The following is a 26,696-nucleotide window of genomic DNA, read 5'->3' as shown; positions in this document are numbered from 1 at the left end:
TGACTGCCGAGAAGGGGCCCGACCGCTGTTCGATCGACGCGGGGTGCTGCTTCCACAGCGGCCCGGCTACGCCTCGACCGCAGTGCACGGAGTCGGGGCCGGACGCCGGCCCGCCAGGAAAGCGGCCGGTGGGACGCCCATGAAATGCCGGAACTCCGCCGTCATGTGGGACTGGTCGTAGTAGCCCGCCGTCGCGGCGATGTCCGACCACCGGCCGGCCTCGGCCGCAAGGACGTGGCGAACGCGGTCGATGCGTGCGAAGTGCTTCGGGGAGAGGCCGGTGCCGTCGGTGAACAGGGTGTGGAGGCGACGCTCGCTGATGTGCAACCGTGCCGCGGTCGTGGCGACACCGGCGCCGGCGAGCAGACGTGCCGCCTCACCGAGCCGTCCCGGCGGCTCCGGGCGGTCGGCCAATGCCTTCTCGAGTGCGGCGATCGGGTCGGTCGCGAGCCGGTCGACATCCAGGCCCGGTAATGCGTGGAGTGGCAGGGCTCGGTCGGCGAGATCGCGCAGCGGACGGCCGAGCAGGGCCCGGGCACGACCTGGCCGCAGGCGGATCCGCACGCACGAGTGGCCGGGCGCTGCCTCGTGATAGGCGGCGCGTGTACGGGGTCCCATGACGATCAGCTCGTGCTTGTCGGTGCGCATGACAAGCGTGGTGGCGTGATCGGGCACATCGACCGCCGCCGAACCGGACGCGGTGGCGATATCGATCCCGGCTATCCAACGCAGCAGACCGGGCGGCAGGTTGGGAGTGCTCACGCGGCCCACGATAGTGCCGAATTCTCCTATCAGGCGGCGTGAGAGCACTGGCATCGTCAGAGCATGATCCTTGTTACCGGTGCCACAGGCACCATAGGTGGTCACGTGGTCCGTCTGCTCATCGAGCGGGGCGTACCGTTCCGGGCGATGTCCCGTCGCGAGCGGCCCGGCGGGGTGCGGGCCGACTTCGACGACCCGGCGTCGCTGGCCCGCGCCGTGGTCGGCGTCGACACGGTCTTTCTCGTCACGGTGCCCCCCGTGCCGACCGCGGACCACGACATCGCCCTGCTCGCGGCCGCGCGGGCGGCCGGTGTCCGCAAGATCGTCAAGCTGTCCGCCATCGGCAGCGGCGAGCGGTTCGACGGGGGGACCGTCGGCGCCTGGCACCTCGCCGCGGAGGAGGCCATCCAGGCGAGCGGGCTGGCGTGGACGATGCTCCGTCCGCCGAGCTTCGGCTCGAACTTCTTGTGGTACCGCGCGCTGATCCAGGCCGGACAGCCGATCCCCGCCCTGACCGGCGACGCTCGGCAGGCCGTCGTCGACCCGAGGGACGTGGCTGCCGTCGCAGTCGCCGCCATGACCAGCGACGCGCACGACGGGCAGCGGTACGACCTGACCGGGCCGGAGCTGCTGACGTTCGCGGACCAGGCGTCGATCCTGGAGCGTGTGCTGGGCCGGCCTGTCGAAATCACCGACGCGGGGGCGCCCGACCAGTTGCCGGCCGGGGTGATCACCGGCATCCGCTGGGCTCGCGCGGGCGGTGCGGCCTACGTCACCGACCACGTGCGTCGGGTTCTCGGCCGGCCTGGGGGTACGTTCGAGCAGTGGGCACGCGACCACCGGGAGGCATTCGCGGCAATGCCGTAATCCGTTTCGGCAGCTGGTGCTCGGGCTTGAGGGGACTCGTCAGGGCCGAGGTTCCCTGTGTGAACCTGGTGTCGATCGTCGAGGGAGTTCGCCATGCCCACCGCCCCGCGTATCGCACTCGATTCTCCGGCAGCCGTCGACGGGCGCCATATCCGGGCCGTGACCTTCCAGTCCGTACGGATGGAGTATCTGCGGCGTGTGCTCGGGGAGCTGAGCCTCGAGACGGCCGGCAGCCGGGCGCTCGTCGTGGGCAGCGGGCGAGGCCTTCTGGCCCGTGGTCTCGCCGGGCTGGGGTTCGAGACCGTGGCCGTCGATCCCTCCCCCGCCGCGACGGCTCTTGCCCGGGACACGGACGGCGGGACCGGCGTCACGTACGTGACGATGCCCGCGGAGGAACTCGACCTGGCGGACCGCTCTTTCGACCTCGTGTACTGCACCGACACCCTCGAGATCACCGAACGGCCCGCTGCGGTCCTCACGGAGGCGGCACGCGTCCTGCGTTCCGGCGGTGCCTTCGTCTACGACACGGTGAACCGCACCCTCGTGTCCCGTCTCGTCTACCTCGGCGCCTTCCAAGCCGTCCCGAGCACACGCATCGTGCCCAGGGGCCGCTACGCCGCTCACCGGCTGCGCCGCCCCGTGGACCTTGCCGAGTCCATGGACCGCGCCGGGTTGTCAGCGCAGGAGGTCTCGTCGTTCAAGCCGCGCGACGTGCGCGCTCTGGTGCGCGCGACGCGGGGGCGCCGGCGTGGCCGTCTGACCGACGACCAATTGCCGGAGCTCGTCGGCATGGTGCTCGAGCCGGAGGGCAGGCCGGTCGTCACGTACCTGGGATACGCGGTTCGCCGGGTTTGAGTCACGCTTCCGTACCCGGCCCGGTCATCCCGAACGGAACGACGTGGCGGGTCAGGGCTGCGTCGTCGCGACCTTCACGCCGAAGCCGATGAGGACGACGCCGGTGACGCGGTCCATGGTCCGACGCACGGCGGGCCTCCGGAAGAAGACACTCGCCTTGGCCAGCAGCATCACGTAGCCGCTGAGCCATGCGGCGGTCAACGCCGCGTGGAGCAGGACCAGCAGTGCCATACCGCTGTGAGGGGAAAGCCCGGACGGGGCCAGCGTCGGCAGCAGGCCGGTGTAGAAGACTGCGATCTTGGGATTGAAGACGTTGCTGACCAGGCCGGTCCGCCAGGGGTTGCCGGCGGGGGCGTCGGGGAGGCCGCCGGGACCCTGGGCCCGAGCGCGTCGGCTGTGGAGCAGCGCCCGGGCTCCGAGGAAGAGCAGGTAGGCGGCACCCGCCAGTTTGACCACCGTGTACGCGGTGGCGGAGGCGGCGAGGACCGCGGCCAGGCCGACGACCGTGAGCACGCCCCAGATGAGCAGTCCGGCGGTGATGCCGCCGACCGTCCGCAGCGCGTCCTGCCTTCCGCAGGAGACCGCCCGCTTCGTCACCACGGCCATGTCCGGCCCGGGCACCATGGTCAGCACGGCGAGCACACCCGCCGCGGTGAGGAACTGTATGAGCATGCCTGCAGTTTCACACCCCGCGGCCCGTTGCACGGGGCCGCGGCGGCCCGGACACCCGGCGAGCGGAAGCGCCTGAGTACGGGTACTCAGACCGCCCGAGCTGTCCGCCCCTGCTGCCCTCGGGCCGGTCGTAGCCACACTGGACCGCCTTGTCCCCCTACGAAGAGGTTCCGATGGCCCGTGCCCTCATTCTGCGTTCCGCCACTGCCGGCGACATGTCCTGGATCCATCAACTGCGGCACCGCGTCTACGCGCAGGAGTTGGGCCAGCACGTACCCAACGCCGAGGGGCGGCTGGTCGACGGGTTGGACGGCGACAACGTCTATCTGGTCGCGGCTCGGGGTGCGGATCGTGCCGGGTTCGTGAGCGTGACGCCGCCCTGGGCCGGCCGGTACGGGCTGGACAAGTACCTGAGCCGGGCGGAACTTCCGCTCCTCGACGAGGCGGACGTCTTCGAGGTGCGGTTGCTCACCGTCGAGCCCGACGCACGGGCGGGCGCGGCGGGCGCGCTGTTGATGTACGCGGCGCTGCGCTGGATCGCGTCCCGGGGCGGGCGGCGGGTGGTGGCGATGGGCCGTGCCGACCTGCTCGGCATGTACCGGGCGGCGGGGCTGCGTCCCGTCGGCCGCACCGTCCGCAGCGGAGCGGTCGACTTCGAGGTACTGACCGGGGAGGTGGCGGAGCTGTCGCGAGGTGCCGCGGGGCGGCATGCGGCGACGGTGGCCCGGTTGGCGGCCGGCGTGGACTGGCGGCTGGACGCGCCGTTCGCGCCCCGGCCGGACGGCTGCGAGCACGGTGGGGCCTCGTTCACCGCGATCGGCGCGGACTTCCGCACTCTCGAACGGCGTCGCGAGGTGGTCGCGGCCGACGTGCTCGACGCCTGGTTCCCGCCGGCTCCCGGGGCGCGCGAGGCACTCACCGGCGACGCGGGGTGGGTCGCCCGGACCTCACCGCCGACCGGTGCGGAGGGATTGCTCGCGCAGCTCGCAGAGGTCCGTGGCCTGCCCCCGGAGACGCTCGTGGTGGGCGCCGGCTCCTCCGATCTGATCTTTCGGGCCTTCGGCCGGTGGCTGACGCCGACGAGCCGGGTCCTGCTGATGGATCCCGGCTACGGCGAGTACGCCCATGTCACGGAGCGGGTGATCGGCTGCCGCGTGGACCGGTTCCGGCTGCGGCGCGACGAGGGCTGGCGCGTTGATCCGGTGAGGTTGGCGGCGGCCGTCGCCGACGGGGCGTACGACCTTGTGGTCGTGGTCAATCCGAACAACCCGACCGGTCGTCACGCACCGGCCGCCGAGCTGTGCGAGGTGATCACCGGCTCCCCGGCCCGGACCCGGTGGTGGATCGACGAGGCGTACCTCGGCTACGTCGATCCCGCCGAGTCGCTCGCCCCGTTCGCCTCGCGGGACTCGCGCGTGGTGGTCTGCACCTCGATGTCGAAGACGTATGCGCTGTCCGGCGTGCGGGCCGCATACCTCGTGGCCGACCCGCATACGGCGGCGGAACTGAACCGGTGGACGCCGCCGTGGGCGGTCGGGCTTCCGGCCCAGCTCGCGGCCGTGGCGGCCCTGCGCGACCCCGCGTACTACGCAGCCGTGCTGCGGCGCACGCACGAGCTGCGCGGCCGGCTCGCCGCCGATCTGGCCGCGGTGGACGCCTCCGTCACGGTCGAGGAGTCGGTGGCCAACTTCCTGACGCTGACCCTGCCGCAGGACGGGCCGAGCGCTGCCTCCCTGGTCGCGCAGTGCCGGCGCCACGGGGTGTTCCTGCGGGATCTGTCGCCCTTGTCTCCGGCGTACGAGGGCCGCACCGTGCGCGTCGCGGTCCGCGACACCGGCGAGAACGCGCGCATCGTGGACGCCTTCCGGACTGCCCTCGGCGACGTGCGCGCGGACGGCCGCGCTGTGCCGGGTGCCGGGGCGGCACGGTGACCTCGGTGGCGGCGCTGGCTCCGTGGCTGGGCGGCGCGCTGCTGGTGAGCGGTGTGGCGGTGGGGGCGTCGCGGCGGCGGGAGTTGATGGTCCGGTGGTGTGCGTGGGCCGTGGGTGTGCCGGTGGTGACTGCCGCGTTCTGGTGGGGGCGGCCCGGGATCGCGCTGCTGGCCGGAGTGGTCGCGGTCGTCGCGGTGCTGGAGTTCGGGGTGCTGGCCCGGCTCCCCCGCGTCGACCGGGCGGTGCTCGCCACGGCCGTGGCAGGGCTGATCGTCGCCGCCGCGTGGGTGCCGCACCAGACCTGGCGGGTGGGCGCCGTCGGGGTGCTCGCGCTGGTCGCCGTCCTGCTCGTGGCCGGCGATGCAGAGGACGGACTACGACGGCTCGGCACCGGTCTGCTCGGCTTGGTCTGGCTGGGCGTGCCGGCTGTGCTGGTGCCGCTGGGGACGCTCGGTCTGGCGCTCTTCGCCGCGGTGTCGATCGCCGACGTGGTGGCGTACTTCGCCGGCCGACGGCTGGGCGGGCCGCGGTTGTCGCCCCTGTCCCCCGCCAAGACGTGGAGCGGAACGCTGTGCGGCGCCGCGGCGGGGCTCGCCGTACTCGCACTGCTGTCGGCGTGGAGCTGGCCGGCGGCGGTCGCGGTGGCCGTCGGCGGACCGGCGGGCGACCTGGTGGAGTCCCTCGTCAAGCGCGGCGCCGGGGTGAAGGATTCGGGCCGGTGGCTGGCGGGAGCGGGAGGGCTGCTGGACCGGATCGACTCGCTCTTGGGGGCGTTGGCGGTGGCCGTCCTGCTGGGGTGAACGGGGCGGCGGGCCGAGGACGGAAGTACGACGAGTGATCAGGTCCCTTCGCTGCCCGGGCGGGACAGAGAGCCGGTTTGTCCGTGGCCTCCTGCGGAATTGTCCGAGATCCGTAACGGAGGGATCCCGCAGCCACTGTCCGTCGTCCTGTCAGGTGGTCGCAAGGCGGCCGGGGATCGGGCGAGGAACTTCCAGGGAGCGGGGCGGACATGGCGCGGCACGGTGGTGGGCGGGGCTGGTACGGCAAGGTCATCGGGGCGGCGCTCGGGGTGACGGTGCTCGCCACCGGTGCCTCGGTGTGGACCGCGCAGGCCGGCGCCACCCGCACTCCGGCACCGAACCCGACGGCGTCCGTCTCGCCCGGCGGTGACTCCAAGCCGGTGGCCGTCGGCATCGCGCACGCCTCCGAGAAGGGGGCGCGTGGCGTCAACATCACCATCGACGACGGGCCCGACCCCGTGTGGACCCCGCACGTGCTCGACGTGCTGCGGGAGTACGGGGTGAAGGCCACGTTCTGCATGGTGGGGACGCAGGCGCAGGCCCACCCGGACCTCGTGAGGAAGGTCGTCGCGGACGGGCATCGGCTGTGCGACCACTCCGTGTCGCACGACACCACCATGGACAAGAATTCCCGGGCCCATCAGTCACAGCAGATCCTCGACGCCGAACGCATGATCACCAAGGCGTCCGGAGGGGTCCGGCCGATGTACTACCGGGCACCGGGCGGAGCGTTCACCCCGTACAGCCGCAAGCTCGCCGCGTCCCGGGGGATGCGGCCTCTGGGCTGGAACGTGGACACCAAGGACTTCGAGCGGCCCGGCGCGGACGCCATCGTGGCCACCGTGCAGCGCGAACTGCCCAACGGGCCGACGCTCCTCTTCCACGACGCGGGCGGCGACCGGTCCCAGACCGTCGAGGCGCTGCGCCGGATCCTCCCCTGGCTCAAGGAACAGGGCTACTCCTGCGGCTTCCCGGTGCGTTGAGGGGGCCTGCTCCGGCGTTGTCCAGCCGCAGTGCCGCGCGCAGCCAGTCGTCCGCGGAGCCCGGGGTCGGCTGCGGGGGGCTGCCGGGCGGGGTCAGGACGATCGCGGCGAGTTCCCAGTACCGGTCCAGGCGCTCCTCCGCCGACAGCCGGGTCGCCAGCGAGCGGCGGAAGGAGCGGGTGTCGCGGCTGCGGTAGGCGCTCGCGTAGGCCGCGACGTAGGCGTCCAGGGCCTCGCCCGGCTGCGGGTCGTGGGCGCGGCGCAGGTGCGGGGCGGCGAGGTCGAAGGCTTCGTTGAGGCCCGCGTACAGCAGGACGGCGCCGTCGGCTCCTGCGGTTCGGTGGACGTCCGGCTGGGGCTGCCGCCCGCCCGGGCAGGGGGCCGTCGTCATCGCGTGCAGCCGGGCGAAGGCGAGGACCTGGGACGGGTGTGGTTCGTCGGGCGGCTGGGGAACGGCGGCTTCCAGGAATGCGGCGGTCGCCCGGCGCGGCATCCGGGCCGGCAGCCAGGTGCGCCAGAACCTGGCCAGTGGTGCGGTGCTCGGCGGGGTGTTCAGCGTGCCGAGCAGCCTCAGCCGGTCTGCGCGCTGAGCCGGCGGGCAGACCCGCACCAGCTGGAGTGCCGCCTCCCGCCAGCGCAGTGCCTTCAGCTCACTGCCGAGCTCGCGCAGGCGGCTGTCGAGGGCGCCCTCCAGTGCCCGGCCGGCTGCCTCTTCGTCGTCGAGGATGCGGCGTACCTCGGGCAGGGGCAGGTCGAGGGTGCGCAGGGAGCGGATCAGCTGCAGTCGTTCCAGTGCCTGCGGGCCGTAGCGGCGGTGTCCGCCACTGGTGCGGGCGGCTTCCGGCAGCAGGCCCTGGTCGGAGTAGAAGCGGACGGTCTTCACGGTGGCACCGGCCCGCTCGGCGAGCTCTCCGATGCTCCACAACGACTCGTGTGAAGTGAACAGTTGAACCTCCCTCAGGGGGAGTTCCTACGGTACCGGGGCGCGGGCCGGGCGGATGCCGTCGCCCGCGGACGAGGGCGTGCGCGACCGGCGTGGCGTCAAGGGATGAGTCCGGGAGGGCTTTGTGCGGGTGTTCATCATGGTGGCGGGTGTGTTCACCGGGTCTCATGTCTGGCAGGAGACGGCCGCGCGGCTGGTCGCGGCGGGCAGCGCGGCGCACGCGGTCCCGCTGACGGGCATCGACCCGGCCCGGCCCGCCGCACCGGCCCACGTCGGTCTGGAGACGCACATCGAGGACGTGCTCGCGGCGATCGACGCGGTGGACGTGGCGTCCGGGCGGGAGATCGTGCTGGTGGGGCACGACTACGGGATCCACCCGGTGCTCGGCGCCGCCGACCGGCGGGCGGAGCGCATCGCACGCGTGGTGTACCTGGACAGCGGGATGCCGCAGAACGGAGTCCCGGCACTGGCCGCCGTGCCGGACCAGGCGCTGCGCGCGCGGCTGGCCGAGCGCGCCGAAGCAGGCGAGCGCGAGGGGGTGCTGGCGCCACCGGCTCGTGACGGGTGGGGGCGCTGGGGCAGTACCGATGGCGTCGGCGAGGCGGCCCTGGAGCGGCTCACCGCCCTGGCGGCGCCGCAGCCGCTGGGCACCCTGCTGCAGCCGCTGCGGCTGACGGGAGCGGTCGCCGCGGTTCCCGTGACCGGCGTGCTGTGCGCCGGGAACGGCGCCGGGATCGGCATGGCGCAAAGGCTCGTCGACTTCGGCGACCCCGCGCTGGCGGCCCTGACCCAGCCTCAGTCCACCTTCTTCGAACTTCCCACCGGGCATTGGCCGATGCTGTCGTGCCCGGCCGAATTGGCAGAGGTCCTGCTGCGGGCCGCGGCCGGTGAGGGGCACCGTCTGCGGCCGGTCGGCGGCGACGCGCCGGTGCCCGCCCACCTGCGCCCGTTCCCGCTGGACTTCCCCGAACCGCCTCGCGACCGTGAGGGCTCTGTCGATCTGTACGTTCCCGAGGGCGAGGGACCGCGGCCGGCTGTGGTGATGGTGCACGGGGGGCCGGTGCCCGCCGGGGCGCGGCCGCGGCCGCGTGAGTGGCCGACCCTGGTGGGCTACGCCCGATTGGCCGCGGCCGCGGGCATGGTCGGCGTGACCCTCGACCACAGCCTGCACGACGTCACGGACTACGAACGCGCCGCCGCGGACATCGCCGCAGCGGTGGACCGGGTGCGCGCCGATGCGCGGGTGGACGCGGACCGGATAGCGCTGTGGTTCTTCTCGGGCGGCGGCCTCCTCATCACGGACTGGCTGACACGGCCCCCGGCCTGGCTGCGCTGCCTGGCCGCCTCCTATCCTGTCCTGGCCCCTCTTCCCGCCTGGGGATTGGCCGGCAGCCGCTTCCACCCTGCCCGGGCGGTCGAGGAGGCGGGGTCCCTGCCTCTGGTCCTCCTCCGTGCCGGGCGGGAGGCGCCCGAGATCGCCGCGACCGTCGATGCGTTCGTGACCGCGGCCGAGAAGTGCTCGGCGCGACTCGAAGTGGTCGAACTCCCCAACGGGCACCACGGGTTCGAAACCCTCGACGCACCTGAGGAGACGATCCCGGCCCTGCAACGGGCGATGCGTTCGGTGGTCGCGCACCTGACCGAGTGACGCCCGCGGCCACGGCGACGGGCTCCGGTCGGGAGGGGGACGGCGATCGGCGGCCGCGCTGCGGCCTTCCCCCCGGAACCAGGGTGGCGCTAGCTCCACCTCAGACAGGGGGTGGACACCATTATGCCGTCGGGGAATGACTCGGATACTGAGTCGCATGACCAATCCACTGGTGCTTCCGGCAGTCCCGCCGACGCGAGGAGAACGACAGGAGAGAAAGCGGGGAAGTGACTTCTCCGAATTGTCCCGGCGCATATCCGAGGCCGGTCTTCTCCGGCGGCGTCCGCTGTATTACACGGTCCGTTTCGGACTGGTCGCCCTGGCTCTTACGGGGTGCGTGGGAGCGTTTGCCGCGCTGGGGGACAGCTGGGGTCAGGTGTTCGTCGCCGCCGCCCTGGCCGTGGTCTTCGGCCAGCTCGGGCTGGCCGCCCACGACCTGGCTCACCGACAGGTGTTCTCCGGCCGGCGGCCCAGCGAGGCGGGGGGACTGCTGGTCGCCGACCTGCTGCTGGGCATGAGCTACGGGTGGTGGATGAACAAGCACACCCGGCATCACGCCAATCCCAATCACGAGGGGAAGGATCCGGACGTCTCGCCCGACATTCTCGTCTGGTCGCGTCGACAGGCACGTAGGGCCCGGGGTCTGCCGCGGTTCGTCGGGAAGCATCAGGCCGCGCTCTTCTTCCCGTTGTTGACTCTGGAAGGGCTGAATCTGAGCTTCAGCAGCTTTCGAGCGCTGAGAAGTCCGTCGATGAAACGGCCCGTACTCGAAGGCACGCTCTTGGTGGCGCACTTCGTGGTGTACTTCGGCGGCCTTTTCACCGTCCTCTCCCCCGCCAAGGCGCTTTGTTTCCTCGCGGTGCACCAAGGTCTGTTCGGGATCTACCTCGGTTCGGTGTTCGCGCCCAACCACAAGGGGATGCCGATGATCGAGGAGGGGACCCGGCTGGACTTCCTGCGCCGCCAGGTTCTCACCTCGCGCAACGTCCGGGGCGGGGCGGTGGTCGACGCCTTCATGGGCGGGCTCAACTACCAGATCGAGCACCACCTGTTCCCCAGTATGCCGACACCCGCACTCGCCAGGGCCCAGGTCATCACCGAGCGGTACTGCGCGGAGTTGGGCATCCCGTACCACCAGACCGGGCTGATCGCCTCGCACCGGGAGGCGCTGCGCCATCTCAGGAGCGTCGGTGAGCCGCTGCGCGTCCGGTCGGAGGGCTGACTCGGCGGGGCGCCCGGCTGTGGCCTTCCCTCTGGTGCGCTGACCCTCTCCGGCCGGTGCCTGGAGGTGCCCTTCTGCAGCTCGATCGCCCCTGCCGGTGCTTCGGCCTGCTTTCCGGCGCCGCGATCTGCCGCCTATGCCCTTCCGGCCCGGGCGCCGGAGTGGTCCTGGCGTGGAACAGTGGAGACAGGGGGGACACGTGCCCTCGAGGGTGCGGGCCGGACGAAGGAGGCCGGGATGCGTCCCTCTGTGCTGGCGGGCATCGACGGATCCGCGTGTGCGGCGGCAGCGGCCGACTGGGCGGCGCGGGAAGCCGCTCTGCGCGGCGTTGCGCTGCGGCTGCTACAAGTGGCCCCGCGGCTGTCGGGGACCACTGTTCCGGGCCCGGCGCTGGAACGTCTGCAACGGATGGGCGCGCAGCTGGTTCGGCGGACGGCCGAGGACCTCGCCGCCCGCCACCCGGATCTCGAAGTGACGGGCGAGCAGGCGGACGAGCCCCCCGTCGCGGCCCTGCTCGGTGCGGCACGCGATGCCGGACTCCTCGTCGTGGGCACGCGCGGAACAGGCGGTTTCCGGGATCTGGCGGTCGGCTCGGTCGCCCTGCGGATGGCCGCGGCGACCCCCTGCCCCGTCGTGCTCGTCCCTCCCCCTGCCGGTGCCTTCGCCGACGGATCGTCCGCGACGCGTGGGACCGGCCTCATCGTGCTGGGATTCGACGCCCACCGGCCGGCCGGTGAAGCGGCCGACTTCGCGTTCGCGGCCGCCGACGCCCGCACGGCAAGCCTGCGCGTGGTGCAGGCCTGGGCCCTTCCCGCGGAGTCGGTGTCGCCGCGCACCTACGTGGTGACCGAGGAGGACCGGGCCACCTGGGAAGACCAGGAGGTGCTGAGGCTCTCCGACGCGCTGCGTCCGTGGCAGGAGAAGTACCCGCGCGTGGCGGTGGCCACCGATCTCATGCTGCTCCATGCCGCGGAAGCGCTTCTGAACGCCTCCCGCAACGCGGACCTGCTCGTCGTGGGGCGCCGCACCGACCCGGGCGCCGCCGAGGGCCGGCTGGGCCCGGTCGCACACGCCGTGCTGCACCATGCCCGCCGTCCGGTAGCGGTCGTACCGCACGGAGCATGACGACTCAGCCGAAGAACACCTCGAACTCGTCGTACAGCGACGGCTCCACCACCTTGTTCTTCGCCGTGGCGGCCGCCAGGGGCACCCGGACGATGCGGGTGCTCTCCAGAGCGACCATGCAGCCGAACTCCCCGTCCTCGACGGCCTCGATGGCGTGCAGCCCGAAACGCGTGGCCAGCCATCGGTCGAAGGCACTCGGAGTGCCACCGCGCTGGATGTGCCCGAGCACCGTGGTGCGGGCGTCCTTCTGGGTGCGTGCCGAGATCTCCTGGGCCAGCCACTCCCCGATGCCGGAGAGCCGGACGTGACCGAACTCGTCCAGCGACTGGTCCTTGAGGATCATCTGCCCTTCCTTGGGGACGGCGCCTTCGGCCACGACGACGATCGGCGCGTAGTTGATCTGGAACCGGCTTGTCACCTGCTCGCAGACCTGTTCGATATCGAAGGGCCGCTCCGGGATGAGGATCACGTTGGCGCCGCCGGCGATGCCGGCGTGCAGGGCGATCCAGCCGGAGTGCCGTCCCATCACCTCCACCACGAGGGCTCGCATGTGTGACTCGGCGGTGGTGTGGAGGCGGTCGATGGCCTCTGTCGCGATGCCGACGGCCGTGTCGAAGCCGAAGGTGTAGTCGGTTCCCGTGACGTCGTTGTCGATGGTCTTCGGCACGCCGACCAGGTTGATTCCCTGCCGGCTGAGCTCCGTGGCCGCCCCCAGCGTGTCCTCGCCGCCGATGACGACGAGGGCGTCCACCTCGTGCGCGGCGAGGGTCTCCCGTACGCGCTGCAGCCCGTTCTCGTGCTTGAACGGGTTCGTGCGGGAGGATCCGAGGATGGTCCCGCCCCGGGGGAGGATCCCGCGAACGCCGGCGATGTCCAGGGGGACGACATCGTTCTTGAGCAGGCCCAGCCAGCCGTCGCGCACCCCGACGAAGTCGAACGAGTACTCCTGGACGCCCTTGCGGACGACGCTGCGGATCACGGCGTTGAGGCCGGGGCAGTCACCGCCACCGGTCAGCACTCCGACCTTCATGGGTCCTCTCCCATCCGCCGCACACTGCCCGCCGACGGCCCTCGCGACGGCCGTGGTGAGCCGGGGCACAGGAATCGCCCCCTCGCTTACAGCGTCCCTCGTTTCCGTCCGCGATGGCCACTCGGAGGACGCCCAACCGGAGGCCCCGCCCGGCGAGCCGGGGGGCCGGCCGACGCGACCCGTGCGTCTCGCCGGCCGCCGTGCAGGCCCGCCCGTCGGCCAGTACGGTGCCTGCACGGCGTCCTGATGGAACCCCGGAGCGGGAGACGGCATGGCGGACAGCAAGGCGGCGAAGCTGCCACGCAAGGTGTACGAGAAGGAACTGCTGCGTCTGCAGATGGAGTTGGTGAAGCTCCAGGAGTGGGTCCGGGCCGAGGGGGCCCGGCTGGTCGTGGTGTTCGAGGGGCGCGACGCAGCCGGTAAGGGCGGCACCATCCAACGCGTCAGCGAGCACCTGAACCCGCGGATCGCCCGGATCGCCGCGCTGCCCAAGCCCACCGAACGCGAACGCACCCAGTGGTACTTCCAGCGGTACATCGAGCATTTGCCGGCCGCCGGCGAGATCGTGCTGTTCGACCGGTCCTGGTACAACCGGGCCGGCGTCGAGCACGTGATGGGCTTCTGCACCAGGGAGGAGTACCAGCTCTTCCTGCGGCAGTGCCCGATCTTCGAGCGGATGCTGGTGGAGGACGGCATCCTGCTGCGCAAGTACTGGTTCTCGGTCAGCGACACCGAGCAGCAGGAGCGCTTTCGCAAGCGTCTGGAGGACCCGCTGCGCCGCTGGAAGCTGTCGCCGATGGATCTGGAGTCGATCACCCGCTGGGAAGCGTACTCTCGCGCCAAGGACGCGATGCTGGTGCACACCGACATCGTGGAGGCGCCTTGGTACGTCGTCGAGAGCGACGACAAGCGCCGGGCCCGGCTGAACATGATCGCCCATCTGCTGGAATCCGTGCCGTACCACGAGACGCCCCCGCCGGTACTGGAGCTGCCCGACCGACCGCCCTCGACCGGCTATCAACGGCCGCCCCGCGATCTGCAGACCTACGTTCCGGACCACGCCGCGGGGCTGTGAGGACGTCGCTACGTCGCGGTGTGGCGGGGGGCGTGTTGTCCTGAAGTAGTAGTACGCAGGGAGTGCACCCATGCGGCGTTTCCGGACTTCCGTCCTCGTCTCCGCGCGGTCACCCGCACCCATGGGGCCGGGCGGGGGGTTGCTGCCGGCTCGGCAGCTCGCGGTCGCCTGGTCGGTGGTGGTCCTCATCACTGTTCCCGCCTGGGTGCTGACCGTCGGGCAGGCCCGGGACATGGGCGTCGAGCCCGGCACGATGGGGTTGGCGCTGCCACTGTTCCTCGTGCTCTGGGTGGCGATGACGGCGGCCATGATGCTGCCGTCCATGGCGCCGGTGGCCCTGACCTGGGTACGGGGGCTCGGGCGCCGTTCGTCCGGGTGGAGCCGGGCGGGGCACGTCCTGGAGTTCCTGAGCGGGTATCTGCTGGTGTGGACCGTCTTCGGGCTGTTCGCGTACGTCGCTCTGGACTTCACCGGCGAGCTGGTGGGCGATCATCCGGCGGCGGGACGCTGGATCGGAGCGGTGGCCTTCCTCCTGGCGGGCCTCCACCAGCTGGGCCCCCTCAAGAACGTCTGTCTGCGGCATTGCCGCGACCCCATGAGCCAGCTGGTGCGCTACGCCGGGTTCCGGCAGCCTGCCCGCGATCTTCGGGTGGGCCTCCACCATGGCGGCTACTGCGTCGGCTGCTGCGCGGGCCTGATGGTCGTCCTCATACCGCTCGGGGTGATGAACGTGGCGGCGATGGCCGGGCTGGCGGTGGTGATCTTCCTCGAGAAACTGTGGTCGCGGGGGCCGCTGCTCGCCGCAGTGGTGGGTGTGGTCTTCCTCGTCCTCGCCGTGCTGGCGCCGTTCCAGGACTGGCTGCTGCCGGGCCTGCAGCAGTCCGCGCCGTCGATGAGCGACATGTGAGCACCTGCGGCAAGCTGGAGGAGAGGCCGCCTCGCGATCCGCGTGCGGGCTCGGGACATGCGGTCTCGCCACTCCGATGGAGCTCCCTCGGGCTCGACGGGAGGGATGCGAGATGACGGAACAGGTCAGCAACGAAACCAGCTGGCATCTGGCGGGCGACTGGTTCGACGTGTGCAAGTGCGCCATACCGTGCCCCTGCACGTTCGCACAGCCCCCGACCTACGGTGACTGCGAAGGCGTGCTGGTCTGGCACATTCGCGAGGGCAACTACGGCGACGTCCGCCTCGACGATCTCAACGTCCTGATGCTGGGCGCCTTCGTCGGCAACGTCTGGGCCGGCGAGCACAGCGACGCGTACGCCGCCGTCTTCCTCGACGAACGCGCCGACGACCGGCAGCGCGCCGCGCTCGGGGCCGTCTTCGGCGGTGAGGCAGGCGGCTGGCCGGCACGGTTCGGGGAGATTCTCCGGCCCGAGATGCGCGGCATGGACGTCGTGCCGATCCGGGTGGAGATCGACGAGGACCTCGCCACCTGGCGAGCCGAGATCCCCGGCCGTGTCACGGCCACCGCCGAAGCGCTCACCGGCCCGACGACACCGGAGGGCACACGCGTCCAGGTCCACAACGCCCCGGGCGCCGAGGTGGGGCCGGGCCAGGTCGCAACCTGGGGCAGGGCCACCGCGGACCGCGCCGACGCATTCGGCTTCTCGTGGGAACGCTCGGGAAAGTCGAGCAAGTACTTCCCCTTCGACTGGAGCGGGCCCGACTGAGCGCGGGCGCTTTGGCCCAGCGCATGACCAGACGCGTGCGCGGCGTGGCAGGACCTGGGCCATGTCCCTCAGCGTTCCACGCCTCCGGATTGGCTCCACCGAGGTCATCGCACTCGCCGACGGAGAGGGCCCCTTCTTCTCTCCGCGCGCCGAGGCCTTTCCCGAGGCGACGTCCGCTCAGTGGGCCGAGGCCGACCGCTATGACCCGGATGCGGTCGACGCCGAGGGGCGTTGGCGGCTCCGGTTTCGTGCCTACGCGATCCGCGGCGACAAGGGCCTCACCGTCGTGGACGCCGGGATCGGTCCGTCGGACGGCCCGGCCGCGTCGTGGGCGCCCGTGCCCGGCGTGCTCCCCGAGTCGCTCGCCGCCGCGGGCATCGACCCGGCCGACGTCGACACCGTGGTGCTCACGCATCTGCACACCGACCACGTCGGGTGGGCGGTCGTGACCGAGGCGGCCGTTCCGGCAGCGAGCGGCGCAATGGACGGCAACGCTTCGGACGGCAACGCTTCGGGCGGCAGCGCGACCAGCGGACGCCGCCCCTACTTTCCCAACGCCCAATACCTCCTCCAACGCGCCGAGTTCGCCGCTTTCGACGTGCTCAACCCGCAGCTTCGCGAGACCCTCACCGACCCGCTCGCGGCCGCCGGCCGGCTCCGGCTTCTCGACGGGGACACGCCGCTGCGGGCCGGGCGTGTGGTCGCCACACCCGGTCACACACCCGGGCACCAGAGCGTGCTCGTCGAAGACGGGCGCGAGCCGGCGCTCGTCACCGGCGATCTCCTGGTGCATGCGCTGCAGCTGCTCCACCCGAGCTCGCCTACGCGCACGAGACCGACCCCCCGCACCGCGCCATACACGGCGACCAGATAGGAGACGGCGAGCACGTCGAACCCGGCCGCCTGATACCCCACGGCACTCAGTCCGGTGACGGCCAGGACCGGAAGGGGAGCCCGGCGGCCGGCCGCGAGTGCCAGCCCGCCGCCCGCCAGCAGGGCGTAGCCGAGCAGGTCGCTGCTCGCCGTGGAGCTCTCGGCGGACAGACCGGTGCCCAGCAACAGCGCCGCGACGCCGATGGCGACCGCCCAGTCGCGCACAGCGGCCGGGATTGCTGATCGCTCTCTGCCTATACGCGCACCCTAGCCGGACGCGGTCACGCGCGAGTCCCGCTCAGGAAGGAGCGGCCGGCTACCGCAGGCGCGGTATACGGGGCCCTGCTGCCGCAGCCGCAGGAGGCGCATGCCCCTCCGGCAGCAGCGCGCATTGTCCGCGTCTGCTGGACGACCGACGGCGGGGCCGACGGAGATGCTGGGCCGGCATCGAACAGCAGGAAGACGAGGAGGCTTCTCATGGCGGTTCCCTTCGTACTTGCCGCTCCGGCAAGCGCGCACATCGCAGTCCACTCGGCTGCCACCACCGGCCTGACCTCCGGGCGGCTGGTGGGCAGCACGGCTGCCCTCGTGACACTGGCCGGCATGATCATCGGTGGTCTCGCCCTGGCCCGCTCAGCCGATCGTCCCGGCACCGGCGCCAGGCGGAACAGGGCCGTCATGGCCCTGGCGGCTGGGGTGATCGGCCTGTCCATGGGGGTGGTGAACCTGGCCGTCGCCGACGGGGGCCCCGGCACCGGCAACGGCGTGGTCGCCGGTGCCATGGCTCTGGCATTCGGCCTGATCGGCACGGTTCTCAGTGGTCTGGCACTCACCCGCGCTCGGCGCACCGGCTGACGGTGGCAGGGGCCGGTCTGTACGGCGTGGCGCCGGCCCCGGTCCTGCGTGGAGAGGGCGACCTCGTGCAGGGCGGTCACTTCGAGCGGGCGGTGAGTGCCTCGTACAGTTGGATGACGGGAAGCTTCTCTACTCCCTCGCACCCATCCGTACGGGAGCACTCATGCACCACCCGTCCGGCAGCCCGGGCGACGGCCCCGACGCACTGTTCGAGCTCGACGCCCTCTCCCCCGGGCCCGTCGCAGCCGATCGACGCTCCGCGTTCCGTGCCTCCGCCGTGGCCGGCCGGCTGCTGCCCGTGCGGGAGATCTACGCCGAGCCCGCGGCGGCCGCGTCCCCCCGCGGGAGGCAGATCAGCGCCCGGTTTCCCGACGCCCGGGTGACCCTGGTGCAGTCCCACTGGGGCATCCCCGGGCTGCACGGCAACCAGGGCAACATCGAGCGCTGGGTGCGCGTCAAGGGGGAAACGCTGGTCCTCGGTGAGAGGAAGACCCTCACCACACGTCCCAACGGCCGGTCCGCGGACTGGATCGCTCCCGGCGCCTCCAACGGTTGCGCCATGGCCTGCGCCTACTGCTACGTGCCCCGGCGCAAGGGATACGCAAACCCCATCACCGTCTTCACCAACATCGACCGGATCATCGGGCACCTCGGCCGCCACGTGGCACGGCAGGGGCGCAAGCCCGAGCCGAACCAGTGCGACCCCGAGGCGTGGGTGTACGACATCGGGGAGAACGGCGACTGCTCGGTGGACGCGCTGATCTGCGACAACACCGCGGACCTGGTGCACGCTTTCCGGCAGTGGCCCACGGCGAAGGCGTCCTTCGCCACCAAGCTCGTCAACCCCGACCTGCTGGCCCTCGACCCTCGTGGCCGCACCCGCATCCGGTTCTCGCTGATGCCGCCGGACGACGCCCGGCTGCTCGATGTGCGCACCTCACCGGTCGCCGAGCGAATCGCCGCCGCTGCGGACTTCCTCGACGCGGGGTACGAGGTGCACTTCAACCTCTCCCCCGTGGTCGTCCGGCCGGGGTGGCAGGACGCCTGGGCCCAGCTGCTCATCCACCTCGACGACGTCCTGCCCCGGCGGGTGAAGGAGCAGGCCGCCGCAGAAGTGATCATGCTGACTCACAACGAGGAGCTGCACGAGGTCAATCTCGGCTGGCATCCCCGTGCCGAGGAGGCCCTGTGGCGGCCGGAACTCCAACAGGCCAAGCGCTCCGAGAACGGCGCGCTGAACGTCCGCTACCGCAACGGCGTCAAGGGCGAGGCCGTACGGACACTGCGCACCTTGATCGACCTCCATGCGCCGTGGCTGCGGGTGCGCTATGCCTTTTGATCCGCCGCGGTTCTGCCGGGCGGTCACCGGCGGAGGAGGCAGCGGGCCGTGCGGCCTCTCGGTCTGCTCCGGCCTGGTTTCGCCTTCGCTCGTTCGGCCGAGTTCGGCCACGAGCAGCGGCAGCAGACCGGGGCAGTGCTCCTCGATGTCCGCCCTGAGCAGCCTCAGTGTGCTTCCGTTGCCGTAGAGGGGCCGACGTTCACCAGGAGTCGGCGATCAGTTTCTTCACCTCCGGGGGCAGTTTGTCGCCGGGGTGGACCGCGACGAACCTCAGGTCGTCGGATGTGTCTCCGACGGCGATGGCCACGGTGGGAGAGACGCCGTCCACGGCATAGGCGGTTTCCGTGGTGGACGGCTCCCCGACGCTGCTCCGGCCTCCGGTGTCGTGACAGGGCGGCCGGGTCGCTGTGCCCAGTGCGTTGCCGACGGTGAACTCCACGTTGGCCACATCCCGGTAGGTGCGCCCGTCGTAGGTCACCACGTAGACGCACGACGGCGCGGCCTCTCCGCTGTCCGCCTCCGGCTCGCAGGCGGACACCGACGCCGCTGCGGCTGCCGTCAGCAGTGCGAGCACGGATCGCTCGACCCAGCTCATGATCGGACCTCCAGGTTTCGAGTTCTCGACCGGCGTGCTGAGTTCGAAGACTCGTCCGGCCTCATCAACTCCGACGGACTGGAGGTCCTGTTCGTTCGGTCGCTTACGGGCGTACCTCGCGGGGCCGGGGCCCGTACGGACGGTTCCGGCCCCGCCAGGTGGGACTCACACGCGGTCGGCCGCGATCAGGACGTACTGGAAGGAGCCGTCCCGGTAGGACTCGATGAACGCTTCCTCGATCCCGGTGACCAGCGAGGACGTGGCTCGCAGCTCCCAGTAGGGCAGCGTGTCCGGGGTGAGGTCGACGATGGTCTGCGGCACCAGCCGGTTGTCCGCCATGGCGCGCAGATACTCGCGGCGGGAGTGGATGTTGCATTCGAAGTGGGCGTTGATCTGGGAGACCCACTTCGACGGCTGGCCGTAGCGGGGGTTCCAGCAGCCGGTGATCGTCACGTACCGGCCGCCCACCTTGAGGAAGCGGGAGTGCTCGGCGAACAGGTCGTGCAGGTCGACGTACATCGTCGACTCGTTGTTCCACGACGCGGTGACGCTGCCCTTCTCGAAGGGCGTGTCGAGCATGTTGCACACGCGGGAGCGCACGTGGTCCTCGATCCGCAGTTCTCGCGCGCGCCGGTTGCCGAAGTCGGCCTGGGTGGCGGACAGGGTGACGCCCTCCACCCTGCAGCCGAAGCGGCGGTGGGCCATGACCATGGATCCGCCGCGCCCGCAGCCGGCGTCGACGAGGGTGTCGTCGGGCCCGACCGGGCCGAGGTGGTCCATCAGGAACTCCGCCTGTGCCGACTCCAGCCGGTGCAGCTCCGCGATGAGCTTCTTCTCGTACTCACTGTGGGCCGGGTCGCCGAGCGCGGCGTAGTCCACGGCGCCGATGCCGTAGTGGTGGTGGTAGAGCCCGTCCACGTCACCGAGACGGAGATTGACCGGCCGCGCCTCGTTGTTCCAGTACCGTGCGATGTCCCCTTGGTACGGCGTCGCCGGGGCCGGGATCTTCGCGGAGAGGGGGGAGGTCGTTTCAGTGGTCACAGAGATGTCCGTTCCTTACCAGAAGTCGGGCAGGCTGTAGCGGTAGGTGTTGGTGCGGTGCCAGTCGTGGTTGCCGTCGACCCACGCGGCCACACCCTTGAGGAAGCGCAGCACGGGGGGCAGGGGGCAGGCCTGTGCGAGGTCGGCCGCGGCGGCCTCGAAGGCGTGCTGGAGTTCGTTGTGGACCTCGACGGCTTTGAGATAGGCGTCGCGTGCGGAGAGCTGCTCCCGTTCGGCGATCACCACGGGCAGGTTCAGGTGGCGGCCGGGGCTGTCGAGTTCCTTGGTGTACGAGTAGAGGTCGTTGACGATGGTGGTCGCGTTGCCGGCGAGGGCGATGACCCGCTGCATGTCGGGCCGGGCGTGCAGGTCCGCGGGCAGTTCGTAGCCGCCGACGGTGTCGGTGATCGTGGGGCAGGGGCGGAAGTTGTTGAACTGGCGCATCGCCAGGTACTCCCACACCTCCGGGACGTGGTCGGTCTGTGCCCAGGCGGCCTCGGCGAGGTAACCCATGTGCAGCCGGGCCATGTCGTGCCGGTAGCGGTCGGCCTGGGAGTCCGTGGCCGCGCGGACGAAGTAGTCCATCGCGCTGCGGTAGGCCCGGCGCGGGGCGTCCGAGGTGAGCGACTCCCGCCACGTCGGCGCGTACTCCGCGGTGGTGTGGAAGTGGTCGAGGGCGGTGTGCGCGAGCAGGAGGCGGCCGCCCAGTCCGACGGGTGACCCGCCGTGGTCCTCGCAGTAGCAGTCGTCCACCGCGTTCTCCGCGACCATCAGCCGGGTGGCGAGCATCAGGTGGTCGACCGTCGGCGCGTCGGGGTGGCAGGCGACCATGTACCGGCCGACGGAGAAGCCGTCGAACTGCCCCTCCCACTCCTCGGGGTAGAGCTGGACCTCGTCCTCGGCCCACGCCTTGATCCGGCGGCTGACCTCCTCGACGCGTACGGGGTCCGGCTCCGGGACCGGGTGGTGGTAGAGGCCGGGGACGGCTTGCCCCGCGGCGGGCTCGCGGGGAGCCGGGGGCGGCGGAACGGGGAGCGCGGGTGTGAACCTGCTCGCCACGGAGAGCGAGCTCGTGCCCGGTCCGGTCGGGCCGCGCAGGATTCGCCGGAGCGCGGAGCCGGCCGCGGTCGCGGTCGCGGTGTGCGTGGCCGGTACGGCGGAAGCGGCCGCGGTCGCGTCGGACGTGGCCGGGACGGCAGAGCCGGCGGCGGATGTGTCGGGCTCGGCCGAAACGGCGGAGCGGGGCGTCGAGGGCGGTGGCGCCGGCGGGCGGGGAATCGCGACCGGCGGATGCAGCGCGGCCAGGAAGTGCCGGACGGTCGGCGTGATCTGACGGTCGGGGGCCGACGGGGCAGGGGCGTCCGGCAGGACGGCGGGCGGCGTCGGCCGTTGTTCGGGCGGGGTTGTTCCGAGGTGCCCGGAGTCGGGCATCGGCGGCTCCTTGCTGCGGTGGGGTGGGCGCTCCGTGGCAGGCGTGGGCGACAGACGTGCCGCTGCCGCGGTTCAGGGCTTCAGCGCGGCCTGGGGGCGATCTGCACGTTCTCCATCACGCCCAGGGCGTCGGGCAGGAGCACCGCGGCGGAGTAGTAGGTGCTGACGAGGTAGGAGGTGATCGCCTGTTCGTTGATGCCCATGAACCGCACGGAGAGCCCCGGTTCGTACTCGTCCGGCAGTCCGGTCTGCCACAGGCCGATGACGCCCTGGTTCTTCTCGCCGGTGCGCATCGCGATGATGGAGCTGGTCTGTTCCTTGCTGATCGGGATCTTGTTGCAGGGCAGGATCGGAACGCCGCGCCAGGCGGGGACGGACTGCCCTGCGAGGTCCACATGGTCGGGGTAGAGGCCGCATGCGTTGAAGCCGCGTCCGATGGCGGCGATCGTCCTGGGGTGGGCGAGGAACATCTTGGTGCCGCGCCGGCGGCAGAGCAGATCGTCCATGTCGTCCGGGGTCGGCGGGCCGGAGCGGGGCTGGATGCGCTGCTTGAAGTCGGCGTTGTGCAGGAGCCCGAAGTCGCGGTTGTTGATCAGCTCGTGTTCCTGGCGCTCCCGCAAGGCCTCGACCGTGAGCCTGAGTTGCTCCTCGCTCTGGTTCATCGGACCGTTGTAGAGGTCGGCGACCCGGGTGTGGATCCTCAGGACGGTCTGTGCGACGGAGAGTTCGTACTCGCGCGGGTGCAGGTCGTAGTCGACGAAGGTGCCGGGCAGTTCGGCTTCGCCGACGTGGCCGGCCGACAGGGCGATCTCGGCCTCGCCGTGCTTGTTCTGCCGCCGCCGCGTGCGGGCGGTGAACTGGCCGACGTGAGCCTGGAGGTGGGGGGCGGTCGCCAGGACCGCGCTGAAGTCGGCGCGGGTGAGGGTGAGGAGGGTGCCGGAGGTCTCGGCGGTGGTCGTGCAGTCGTGGCGGGCGTCGGAGTCGAGCAGGGCGCCCTCACCGAAGTGGTCGCCGTCCGCGAGCACCCCGACGGCGATCTCTCCGCCGTACGTGCCCACGGAGGTCTGGCTGACCCGGCCGTGGGCGATCAGGTGGAGTCGGTCTGCGGGGCCGCCGCGCTCTGCGAGGACTTCCCCCGCCGCGAAGTCGCGCTGCGTGCAGCGGTCCGCGAGAGCGGTGAGGACGTCCGTGTCCTCGAATCCGCGCAGCAGGGCCAGTTCCCCGAGCTCCCGGGGGATCACCCGGACCGTGGCGCCTTCCTGGACGAACTCGATGTGCCCGTCGCCGAGGGTGTGGCGCAGCCGCCGGTTGACCCGGTAGGCACCGCCGCCGGCCTCGACCCAGGGCAGCATCCGCAGCAGCCAGCGGGAGGTGATCTCCTGCATCTGCGGGGCGGACTTGGCGGTCGTGGCGAGGTTGCGGGCGGCGGCGGTACCGAGGGACTGCTGCGGCGGGTCGGACGTGGTCCGGGCTTCCGGGATGCTGTCGACGGTCATCTAGGGCAGGTGCTCCTTGCACGACGGGTCGTCCGGTGCACACGGGTGCGCCGACCGGGAGACAGGGAGGGGTGGGCAACGAGCGCGACGGATCACGGGGATCCGTCCACCTGCAGAAAGCTAGCCGCTGAGGGGTCCGCATCCACCAGCGAGACGAGATGCTTACCTCGAAGCGGTGACAATCACTTGAATGCGGTTTATCGGTCCATCACGTGTCATTGCCCGGTACCGCTCGGCAGGTTTGCGGCGACGCGGGGCGCCGAACCGCGGCCAGGAGGCCTCCGGCGGGAAGCGCAGCGGGGTCGAGGCCCGGAATGTCTTCGACGGACGCACACGGGCGACCGCGGAGCGCTGGTGTCGGACCTCGTGATCGTATGGATCAACGGTACTCGTGGCGCCGGCAAGACGACGACAAGCGCACATGTGCAGGGACTGATCCCTGGTTCACGGTGTTCGACGCCGAGAAGGTCGGCGAGACGCTCATGGACATCACTCCGGCGCTTCCCGGGCCCGGCACTCCATCGAGGTACGGCGCTTCGTCCTCCATGCCGATCAGGACACTCTGCGCGGGCGCATCGAGGGGGAGCATGTCGTGCCCTCCCCGTTCCGTCTCGCCCACCTTGCGCCGTACGCCGAGGCGGCCCGTACGTGGCTGCACGGCGCGGCCGAAGTCGTCGACACGACGCACCTCGCGCCCGCCCAGGCCGCCGTGCACATCGCTGAGGCCGTCGGTGCGCAACGCCCCTGATCGGTCGGGGCGGCTCATCGGTGGCCTGCGTCACCATGACGCGTGTGTGGATTCTGCCGATGCTGCTCGTGCTGTGCGGCTCGTTCGCCGCGACCGGACTGGTCGTCGACGGGAGCCCGGGCACAGCAGCCGCACTTCTGCTGCTTTTCCTGCTGCTCGCCGACGTGAACTCGCCGCTGGTCTTCCCGCGATCGATGGGTGCGCGCGAGGCACGGCAGCGCAGCACGGCCGACGGCCGACCGGTGGTGTTCTGGCGGCCTGGCTGCGTGTACTGCCTGCGCCTGCGGATCCGGTTGGGGCGGAGCGCTCGCCGGTTGCACTGGGTCGACATCTGGCGTGACCCGGCCGGAGCGGCAGCGGTCAGGGAGGTCAACGACGGCAACGAGACCGTACCCACGGTCGTCGTGGACGGCAGCCCGCACACCAACCCTGATCCGGCGTGGGTACGCAGCCTGGTCTCCCCGTCCCGGTGACGCGGAGCCCCCGGCCACCGGTCGGCGGTGCCAGGGGGCGTCGGTGTCCCATCGATGGTCAGGACCTGCACGCCGCCGCGGAACGGCGAGGTGCGCTGCCTCGCTTCATGGCGCTTCATGGCGCTTCATGGCGCTTCATGGCGCTTCATGCACGGTCCGTGCGAAGACCGCCGGGTCGGGCTCGTCAGGCATCTCCGGCCGGCGCGCCGTCGGGGAGGTGCCGCCGGGGCGGGTTGTCCAGAGGCATGGTGGCCAGCCGGGGAGACAGCGCCACATCGTTCCCCGTGCGAGGCGGGCGCACATCCTGATCGATCCTCCCGGGGGGAGCGGTCGTCAGGGCAGGACCGGAGCCGGAGGCACCGCGGACAGCGGAGGGTTCGGTCAGGGCGATGCGGGCCGTGATGCGCTTGCCGACCGCCTCCCGGTCGACGGACAAGCCCTCCGAGACGGCCTTGACGATCTCCAGGCCGTGGCCCCCGATCCTGCCGGGATCCGCGGCGCGGGCCGCCGGGGCCTCGGGGCTGCTGTCCCATACGGTCACTTCCACGGCGCCCGCCGTCAGACCCAACTCCACCAGGACGGGTCCCGGAGCGTACTTGCAGGCGTTGGTGACCAGTTCGCTGACCACCAGCTGGGTGAGGTCCCTCACCCGCGCGGTGACCAGCAGGCCGTACTCTTCGCCCGCCTGGTCGAGGAAGGCGGCCGCGTGCTGGCGTGCGTCAGCGATGCAGCCGTCGTCGCCGCCCAGGGCGAAGCCGACCCGCACCAAGTGCTCCTCGCGTGCTGTACAGCCGTCACCGTCGATGTCATCCGCCACTGGCCTCGCCCTCACTCCCCCGTTTCGCGCGCGACTACCCGCCTGGCCGGCATGCATGCCGCACGGGTGATGTCAAAACGATCCCGTGGGTGCATCCGGGCGATCGGTGGGGCAGAATCATCCGCGCACGTCCTGAACCGGTGACAAGCCTAAATCGCAGTCGAGGAGACCGTGGCCCACATCGAACCAGCGGACCGGCCAGAACGGCTCTCCGTCGAACACCGCATGGTCGAGGGCATCCGTGTCGTGACACTGCGGGGCGAAATCGACCACGACGTCCAGGATGTGCTGCGGCAAGCCCTGCAGACCGAGGGCGGGGCGGCGCCGCCGCGGATAGTGGCCGACCTCAACGCGGTGACGTTCATGGACTCCAGCGGCATCAACGTCTTCGTCGCGGCCTACCAGCAGCTGAGCGACGCGGACGGCTGGGTGCGCATCGCCGGGGCCCAGGACTCCGTCCTGCGGGTCCTGCAACTGGTCGGCGTCGACACCCTCATCCCCTGCCACCCCACGACCGAGCAGGCTCTGACCGCCTGACGTCTGCCTTCGGGCGGGGCCGGGGTGGCGCCGAGGGGCGCAGGGCACCGCGCGGCCGTGCCCAGCTGCCCGGCCCTGCGGTTCAGGTGAGTGCCTGCGTTGCGTAGAGCGCGCCGATCGCGGCGGCGAGGGTGCCCAGCAGGAGGCGGAGAAATTCTTCCGGCAGGCGGGGTTGGAGGCGTGCGCCCAGGTAGCCGCCGCTCAGCCCGCCCAGTCCGCAGGCCAGTCCGAGAAGCCAGTGGGGGGCGATGTCGTCGCCGCCGGTGAGAGCGAGCAGTCCGTAGGTGCCGGCGCCGACCAGGGAGGTCAGGAAGGTGGAGGCGAGTGCGGCCGGCGCTACCCGGGCGAGGGGCATGCCCCGGCCGACCAGGACGGGGCCGAGGAGGGAACCGCCGCCGATGCCGTAGATGCCGCCGATCGTGCCGACGGCCAGCGCCAGCATGGTGATCGCGCGCGGGGAGGGCCCGGTCGTGCTGAGGGCGGTCGGTGTGCGGAGCGTGCGGGTGATCAGCCAGAGTCCGAGGGGGAGCAGCAGGACGGCGACCAGCAGGCGGAACACGCCCGGCCCGGGAACGGCGAAGACACGGATGACGGCGCCGAGGACTACGCCCGGGAGCGTGCCTGCGATCAGACGGCGGGTCAGCGGGCCGTAGAGGTTGCCGTCACGCCGGTAACGCAGCAGCGCGCCAGGTCCGGCAACGACGTTGTAGAGCAGGTTCGTGGGGGTGACCGCGGGACTGGGGACGCCGAGGACGCTGAGCTGGACCGGCAGCAGGAACACGGCGCCGGACACTCCGACCGGTGCGGTGACCAGTGCGATCAGGGCGCCTGCGGCGAAGGCGAGCAGCGACGCCGACCAGTCCAACCGTTTCCCGCCCTTTCCGAGCCTCCGTTCAGTATCG

At 71.5% G+C, this 26,696-nt stretch carries 24 protein-coding genes and 4 pseudogenes; 17 read left to right on the top strand and 11 right to left on the bottom strand.

Annotated features, from left to right (window positions below; all coding sequences use genetic code 11):
• Positions 1-66: 66 nt before the first annotated feature.
• Positions 67-867: an AraC family transcriptional regulator gene (locus tag AB0F04_RS33945; protein WP_362048977.1), complete on the bottom strand. Its 801-nt coding sequence runs from the start codon at positions 865-867 to the stop codon at positions 67-69.
• Here AB0F04_RS33945 and AB0F04_RS33940 point away from each other — a divergent pair.
• Both AB0F04_RS33940 and AB0F04_RS33935 read left to right on the top strand, forming a co-directional pair.
• Positions 826-1,629 (top strand): NAD(P)H-binding protein, encoded by an 804-nt coding sequence (locus AB0F04_RS33940; RefSeq protein WP_362048974.1) that lies wholly within the window; start codon positions 826-828, stop codon positions 1,627-1,629. The genes AB0F04_RS33945 and AB0F04_RS33940 overlap by 42 nt on opposite strands.
• A 93-nt stretch (positions 1,630-1,722) precedes the next feature.
• The gene (locus AB0F04_RS33935; protein ID WP_362048971.1) at positions 1,723-2,484 is read left to right on the top strand and encodes a class I SAM-dependent methyltransferase; all 762 of its coding nucleotides are present in this window, start codon (positions 1,723-1,725) and stop codon (positions 2,482-2,484) included.
• Between the two features lie 51 nt (positions 2,485-2,535).
• Here AB0F04_RS33935 and AB0F04_RS33930 read toward each other — a convergent pair whose 3' ends face one another.
• Positions 2,536-3,156, bottom strand: a complete 621-nt coding sequence (locus AB0F04_RS33930; protein ID WP_362048968.1) for a LysE family translocator — start codon at positions 3,154-3,156, stop codon at positions 2,536-2,538.
• Between the two features lie 173 nt (positions 3,157-3,329).
• On the opposite strand from AB0F04_RS33930, the gene AB0F04_RS33925 reads away from it, so the two are divergent.
• The 3 genes from AB0F04_RS33925 (at position 3,330) to AB0F04_RS33915 (ending at position 6,870) form a co-directional block, all read left to right on the top strand.
• Positions 3,330-5,087 (top strand): histidinol-phosphate transaminase, encoded by a 1,758-nt coding sequence (locus AB0F04_RS33925; protein ID WP_362048965.1) that lies wholly within the window; start codon positions 3,330-3,332, stop codon positions 5,085-5,087.
• The gene (locus AB0F04_RS33920) at positions 5,084-5,887 is read left to right on the top strand and encodes a phosphatidate cytidylyltransferase (RefSeq protein ID WP_362048962.1); all 804 of its coding nucleotides are present in this window, start codon (positions 5,084-5,086) and stop codon (positions 5,885-5,887) included. The genes AB0F04_RS33925 and AB0F04_RS33920 overlap by 4 nt, the downstream gene beginning before the upstream one ends.
• Positions 5,888-6,096: 209 nt before the next feature.
• Positions 6,097-6,870 (top strand): polysaccharide deacetylase family protein, encoded by a 774-nt coding sequence (locus AB0F04_RS33915; RefSeq protein WP_362048959.1) that lies wholly within the window; start codon positions 6,097-6,099, stop codon positions 6,868-6,870.
• Here AB0F04_RS33915 and AB0F04_RS33910 read toward each other — a convergent pair.
• Positions 6,830-7,816 (bottom strand): MerR family transcriptional regulator, encoded by a 987-nt coding sequence (locus AB0F04_RS33910; protein WP_362049013.1) that lies wholly within the window; start codon positions 7,814-7,816, stop codon positions 6,830-6,832. The two genes, AB0F04_RS33915 and AB0F04_RS33910, sit on opposite strands and share 41 nt — an antisense overlap.
• A gap of 121 nt (positions 7,817-7,937) precedes the next feature.
• Between AB0F04_RS33910 and AB0F04_RS33905 the strand changes: the two genes are divergently transcribed.
• The 3 genes from AB0F04_RS33905 (at position 7,938) to AB0F04_RS33895 (ending at position 11,808) form a co-directional block, all read left to right on the top strand.
• Positions 7,938-9,461 (top strand): alpha/beta hydrolase, encoded by a 1,524-nt coding sequence (locus tag AB0F04_RS33905; protein ID WP_362048956.1) that lies wholly within the window; start codon positions 7,938-7,940, stop codon positions 9,459-9,461.
• A 157-nt stretch (positions 9,462-9,618) separates the two neighbouring features.
• A complete protein-coding gene (locus AB0F04_RS33900) occupies positions 9,619-10,683 on the top strand; it encodes an acyl-CoA desaturase (protein ID WP_362048954.1) in 1,065 nt (354 codons plus the stop codon).
• A 237-nt stretch (positions 10,684-10,920) separates the two neighbouring features.
• Positions 10,921-11,808, top strand: coding sequence for a universal stress protein (locus AB0F04_RS33895; protein ID WP_362048951.1), 888 nt, complete (start codon positions 10,921-10,923; stop codon positions 11,806-11,808).
• A gap of 4 nt (positions 11,809-11,812) precedes the next feature.
• Here the strand turns inward: AB0F04_RS33895 and AB0F04_RS33890 are convergent, their stop codons facing one another.
• Complete coding sequence (locus tag AB0F04_RS33890; RefSeq protein ID WP_362048948.1) at positions 11,813-12,838, bottom strand: 6-phosphofructokinase; 1,026 nt, start codon at positions 12,836-12,838, stop codon at positions 11,813-11,815.
• Positions 12,839-13,109: 271 nt separating this feature from the next.
• Between AB0F04_RS33890 and ppk2 the strand changes: the two genes are divergently transcribed.
• The 4 genes and pseudogenes from ppk2 to AB0F04_RS33870 form a co-directional block, all read left to right on the top strand.
• Positions 13,110-13,913, top strand: a complete 804-nt coding sequence (gene ppk2 / locus AB0F04_RS33885) for a polyphosphate kinase 2 (RefSeq protein ID WP_362048945.1) — start codon at positions 13,110-13,112, stop codon at positions 13,911-13,913.
• A gap of 70 nt (positions 13,914-13,983) precedes the next feature.
• A complete protein-coding gene (locus tag AB0F04_RS33880) occupies positions 13,984-14,820 on the top strand; it encodes a DUF2182 domain-containing protein (RefSeq protein ID WP_362048942.1) in 837 nt (278 codons plus the stop codon).
• Between the two features lie 112 nt (positions 14,821-14,932).
• Positions 14,933-15,589, top strand: coding sequence for a DUF1326 domain-containing protein (locus AB0F04_RS33875; protein ID WP_362048939.1), 657 nt, complete (start codon positions 14,933-14,935; stop codon positions 15,587-15,589).
• A 61-nt stretch (positions 15,590-15,650) separates the two neighbouring features.
• Positions 15,651-16,432: pseudogene (locus AB0F04_RS33870) on the top strand (MBL fold metallo-hydrolase); the annotation flags it as partial.
• On the opposite strand, the pseudogene AB0F04_RS33865 reads toward AB0F04_RS33870, so the two are convergent.
• Positions 16,433-16,720: pseudogene (locus AB0F04_RS33865) on the bottom strand (sensor histidine kinase); the annotation flags it as partial.
• Positions 16,721-16,939: 219 nt separating this feature from the next.
• Between AB0F04_RS33865 and AB0F04_RS33860 the strand changes: the two are divergent.
• Together AB0F04_RS33860 and AB0F04_RS33855 are read left to right on the top strand one after the other, a co-directional pair.
• Entirely contained in the window at positions 16,940-17,317 is a 378-nt protein-coding gene (locus tag AB0F04_RS33860; RefSeq protein ID WP_362048936.1) for a DUF6223 family protein, read from the top strand.
• A 163-nt stretch (positions 17,318-17,480) separates the two neighbouring features.
• Positions 17,481-18,656: a spore photoproduct lyase family protein gene (locus AB0F04_RS33855; RefSeq protein ID WP_362048933.1), complete on the top strand. Its 1,176-nt coding sequence runs from the start codon at positions 17,481-17,483 to the stop codon at positions 18,654-18,656.
• 199 nt (positions 18,657-18,855) lie between these two features.
• Here the strand turns inward: AB0F04_RS33855 and AB0F04_RS33850 are convergent, their stop codons facing one another.
• The 4 genes from AB0F04_RS33850 to AB0F04_RS33835 all read right to left on the bottom strand — a co-directional run bounded on the left by AB0F04_RS33850 (position 18,856) and on the right by AB0F04_RS33835 (position 23,219).
• Complete coding sequence (locus tag AB0F04_RS33850) at positions 18,856-19,251, bottom strand: DUF6281 family protein (protein WP_362048930.1); 396 nt, start codon at positions 19,249-19,251, stop codon at positions 18,856-18,858.
• A gap of 165 nt (positions 19,252-19,416) precedes the next feature.
• The gene (locus AB0F04_RS33845) at positions 19,417-20,292 is read right to left on the bottom strand and encodes a geranyl diphosphate 2-C-methyltransferase (protein ID WP_362048926.1); all 876 of its coding nucleotides are present in this window, start codon (positions 20,290-20,292) and stop codon (positions 19,417-19,419) included.
• A 15-nt stretch (positions 20,293-20,307) separates the two neighbouring features.
• Entirely contained in the window at positions 20,308-21,723 is a 1,416-nt protein-coding gene (locus AB0F04_RS33840; RefSeq protein ID WP_362048923.1) for a family 2 encapsulin nanocompartment cargo protein terpene cyclase, read from the bottom strand.
• A gap of 80 nt (positions 21,724-21,803) precedes the next feature.
• Entirely contained in the window at positions 21,804-23,219 is a 1,416-nt protein-coding gene (locus AB0F04_RS33835; RefSeq protein ID WP_362048920.1) for a family 2B encapsulin nanocompartment shell protein, read from the bottom strand.
• A gap of 366 nt (positions 23,220-23,585) precedes the next feature.
• Between AB0F04_RS33835 and AB0F04_RS33830 the strand changes: the two are divergent.
• Positions 23,586-23,967, top strand: a pseudogene (locus AB0F04_RS33830) (ATP-binding protein).
• Positions 23,968-24,002: 35 nt separating this feature from the next.
• On the top strand, positions 24,003-24,440 hold the full coding sequence (locus tag AB0F04_RS33825; RefSeq protein WP_362048917.1) for a glutaredoxin domain-containing protein: 438 nt from the start codon (positions 24,003-24,005) through the stop codon (positions 24,438-24,440).
• A 376-nt stretch (positions 24,441-24,816) separates the two neighbouring features.
• Here AB0F04_RS33825 and AB0F04_RS33820 read toward each other — a convergent pair.
• Positions 24,817-25,206: pseudogene (locus tag AB0F04_RS33820) on the bottom strand (ATP-binding protein); the annotation flags it as partial.
• A 222-nt stretch (positions 25,207-25,428) separates the two neighbouring features.
• On the opposite strand from AB0F04_RS33820, the gene AB0F04_RS33815 reads away from it, so the two are divergent.
• Positions 25,429-25,794, top strand: coding sequence for an STAS domain-containing protein (locus tag AB0F04_RS33815; RefSeq protein WP_362048914.1), 366 nt, complete (start codon positions 25,429-25,431; stop codon positions 25,792-25,794).
• 82 nt (positions 25,795-25,876) lie between these two features.
• Here the strand turns inward: AB0F04_RS33815 and AB0F04_RS33810 are convergent, their stop codons facing one another.
• Positions 25,877-26,659, bottom strand: coding sequence for a sulfite exporter TauE/SafE family protein (locus tag AB0F04_RS33810; RefSeq protein WP_362048911.1), 783 nt, complete (start codon positions 26,657-26,659; stop codon positions 25,877-25,879).
• Between the last annotated feature and the right edge of the window lie 37 nt (positions 26,660-26,696).

Source organism: Streptomyces sp. NPDC029041, from assembly GCF_040637515.1.
Lineage (GTDB): Bacteria > Actinomycetota > Actinomycetes > Streptomycetales > Streptomycetaceae > Streptomyces.
Note: the sequence above shows the minus strand (reverse complement) of the source record. Positions and strands in the feature narration are given on the sequence as shown.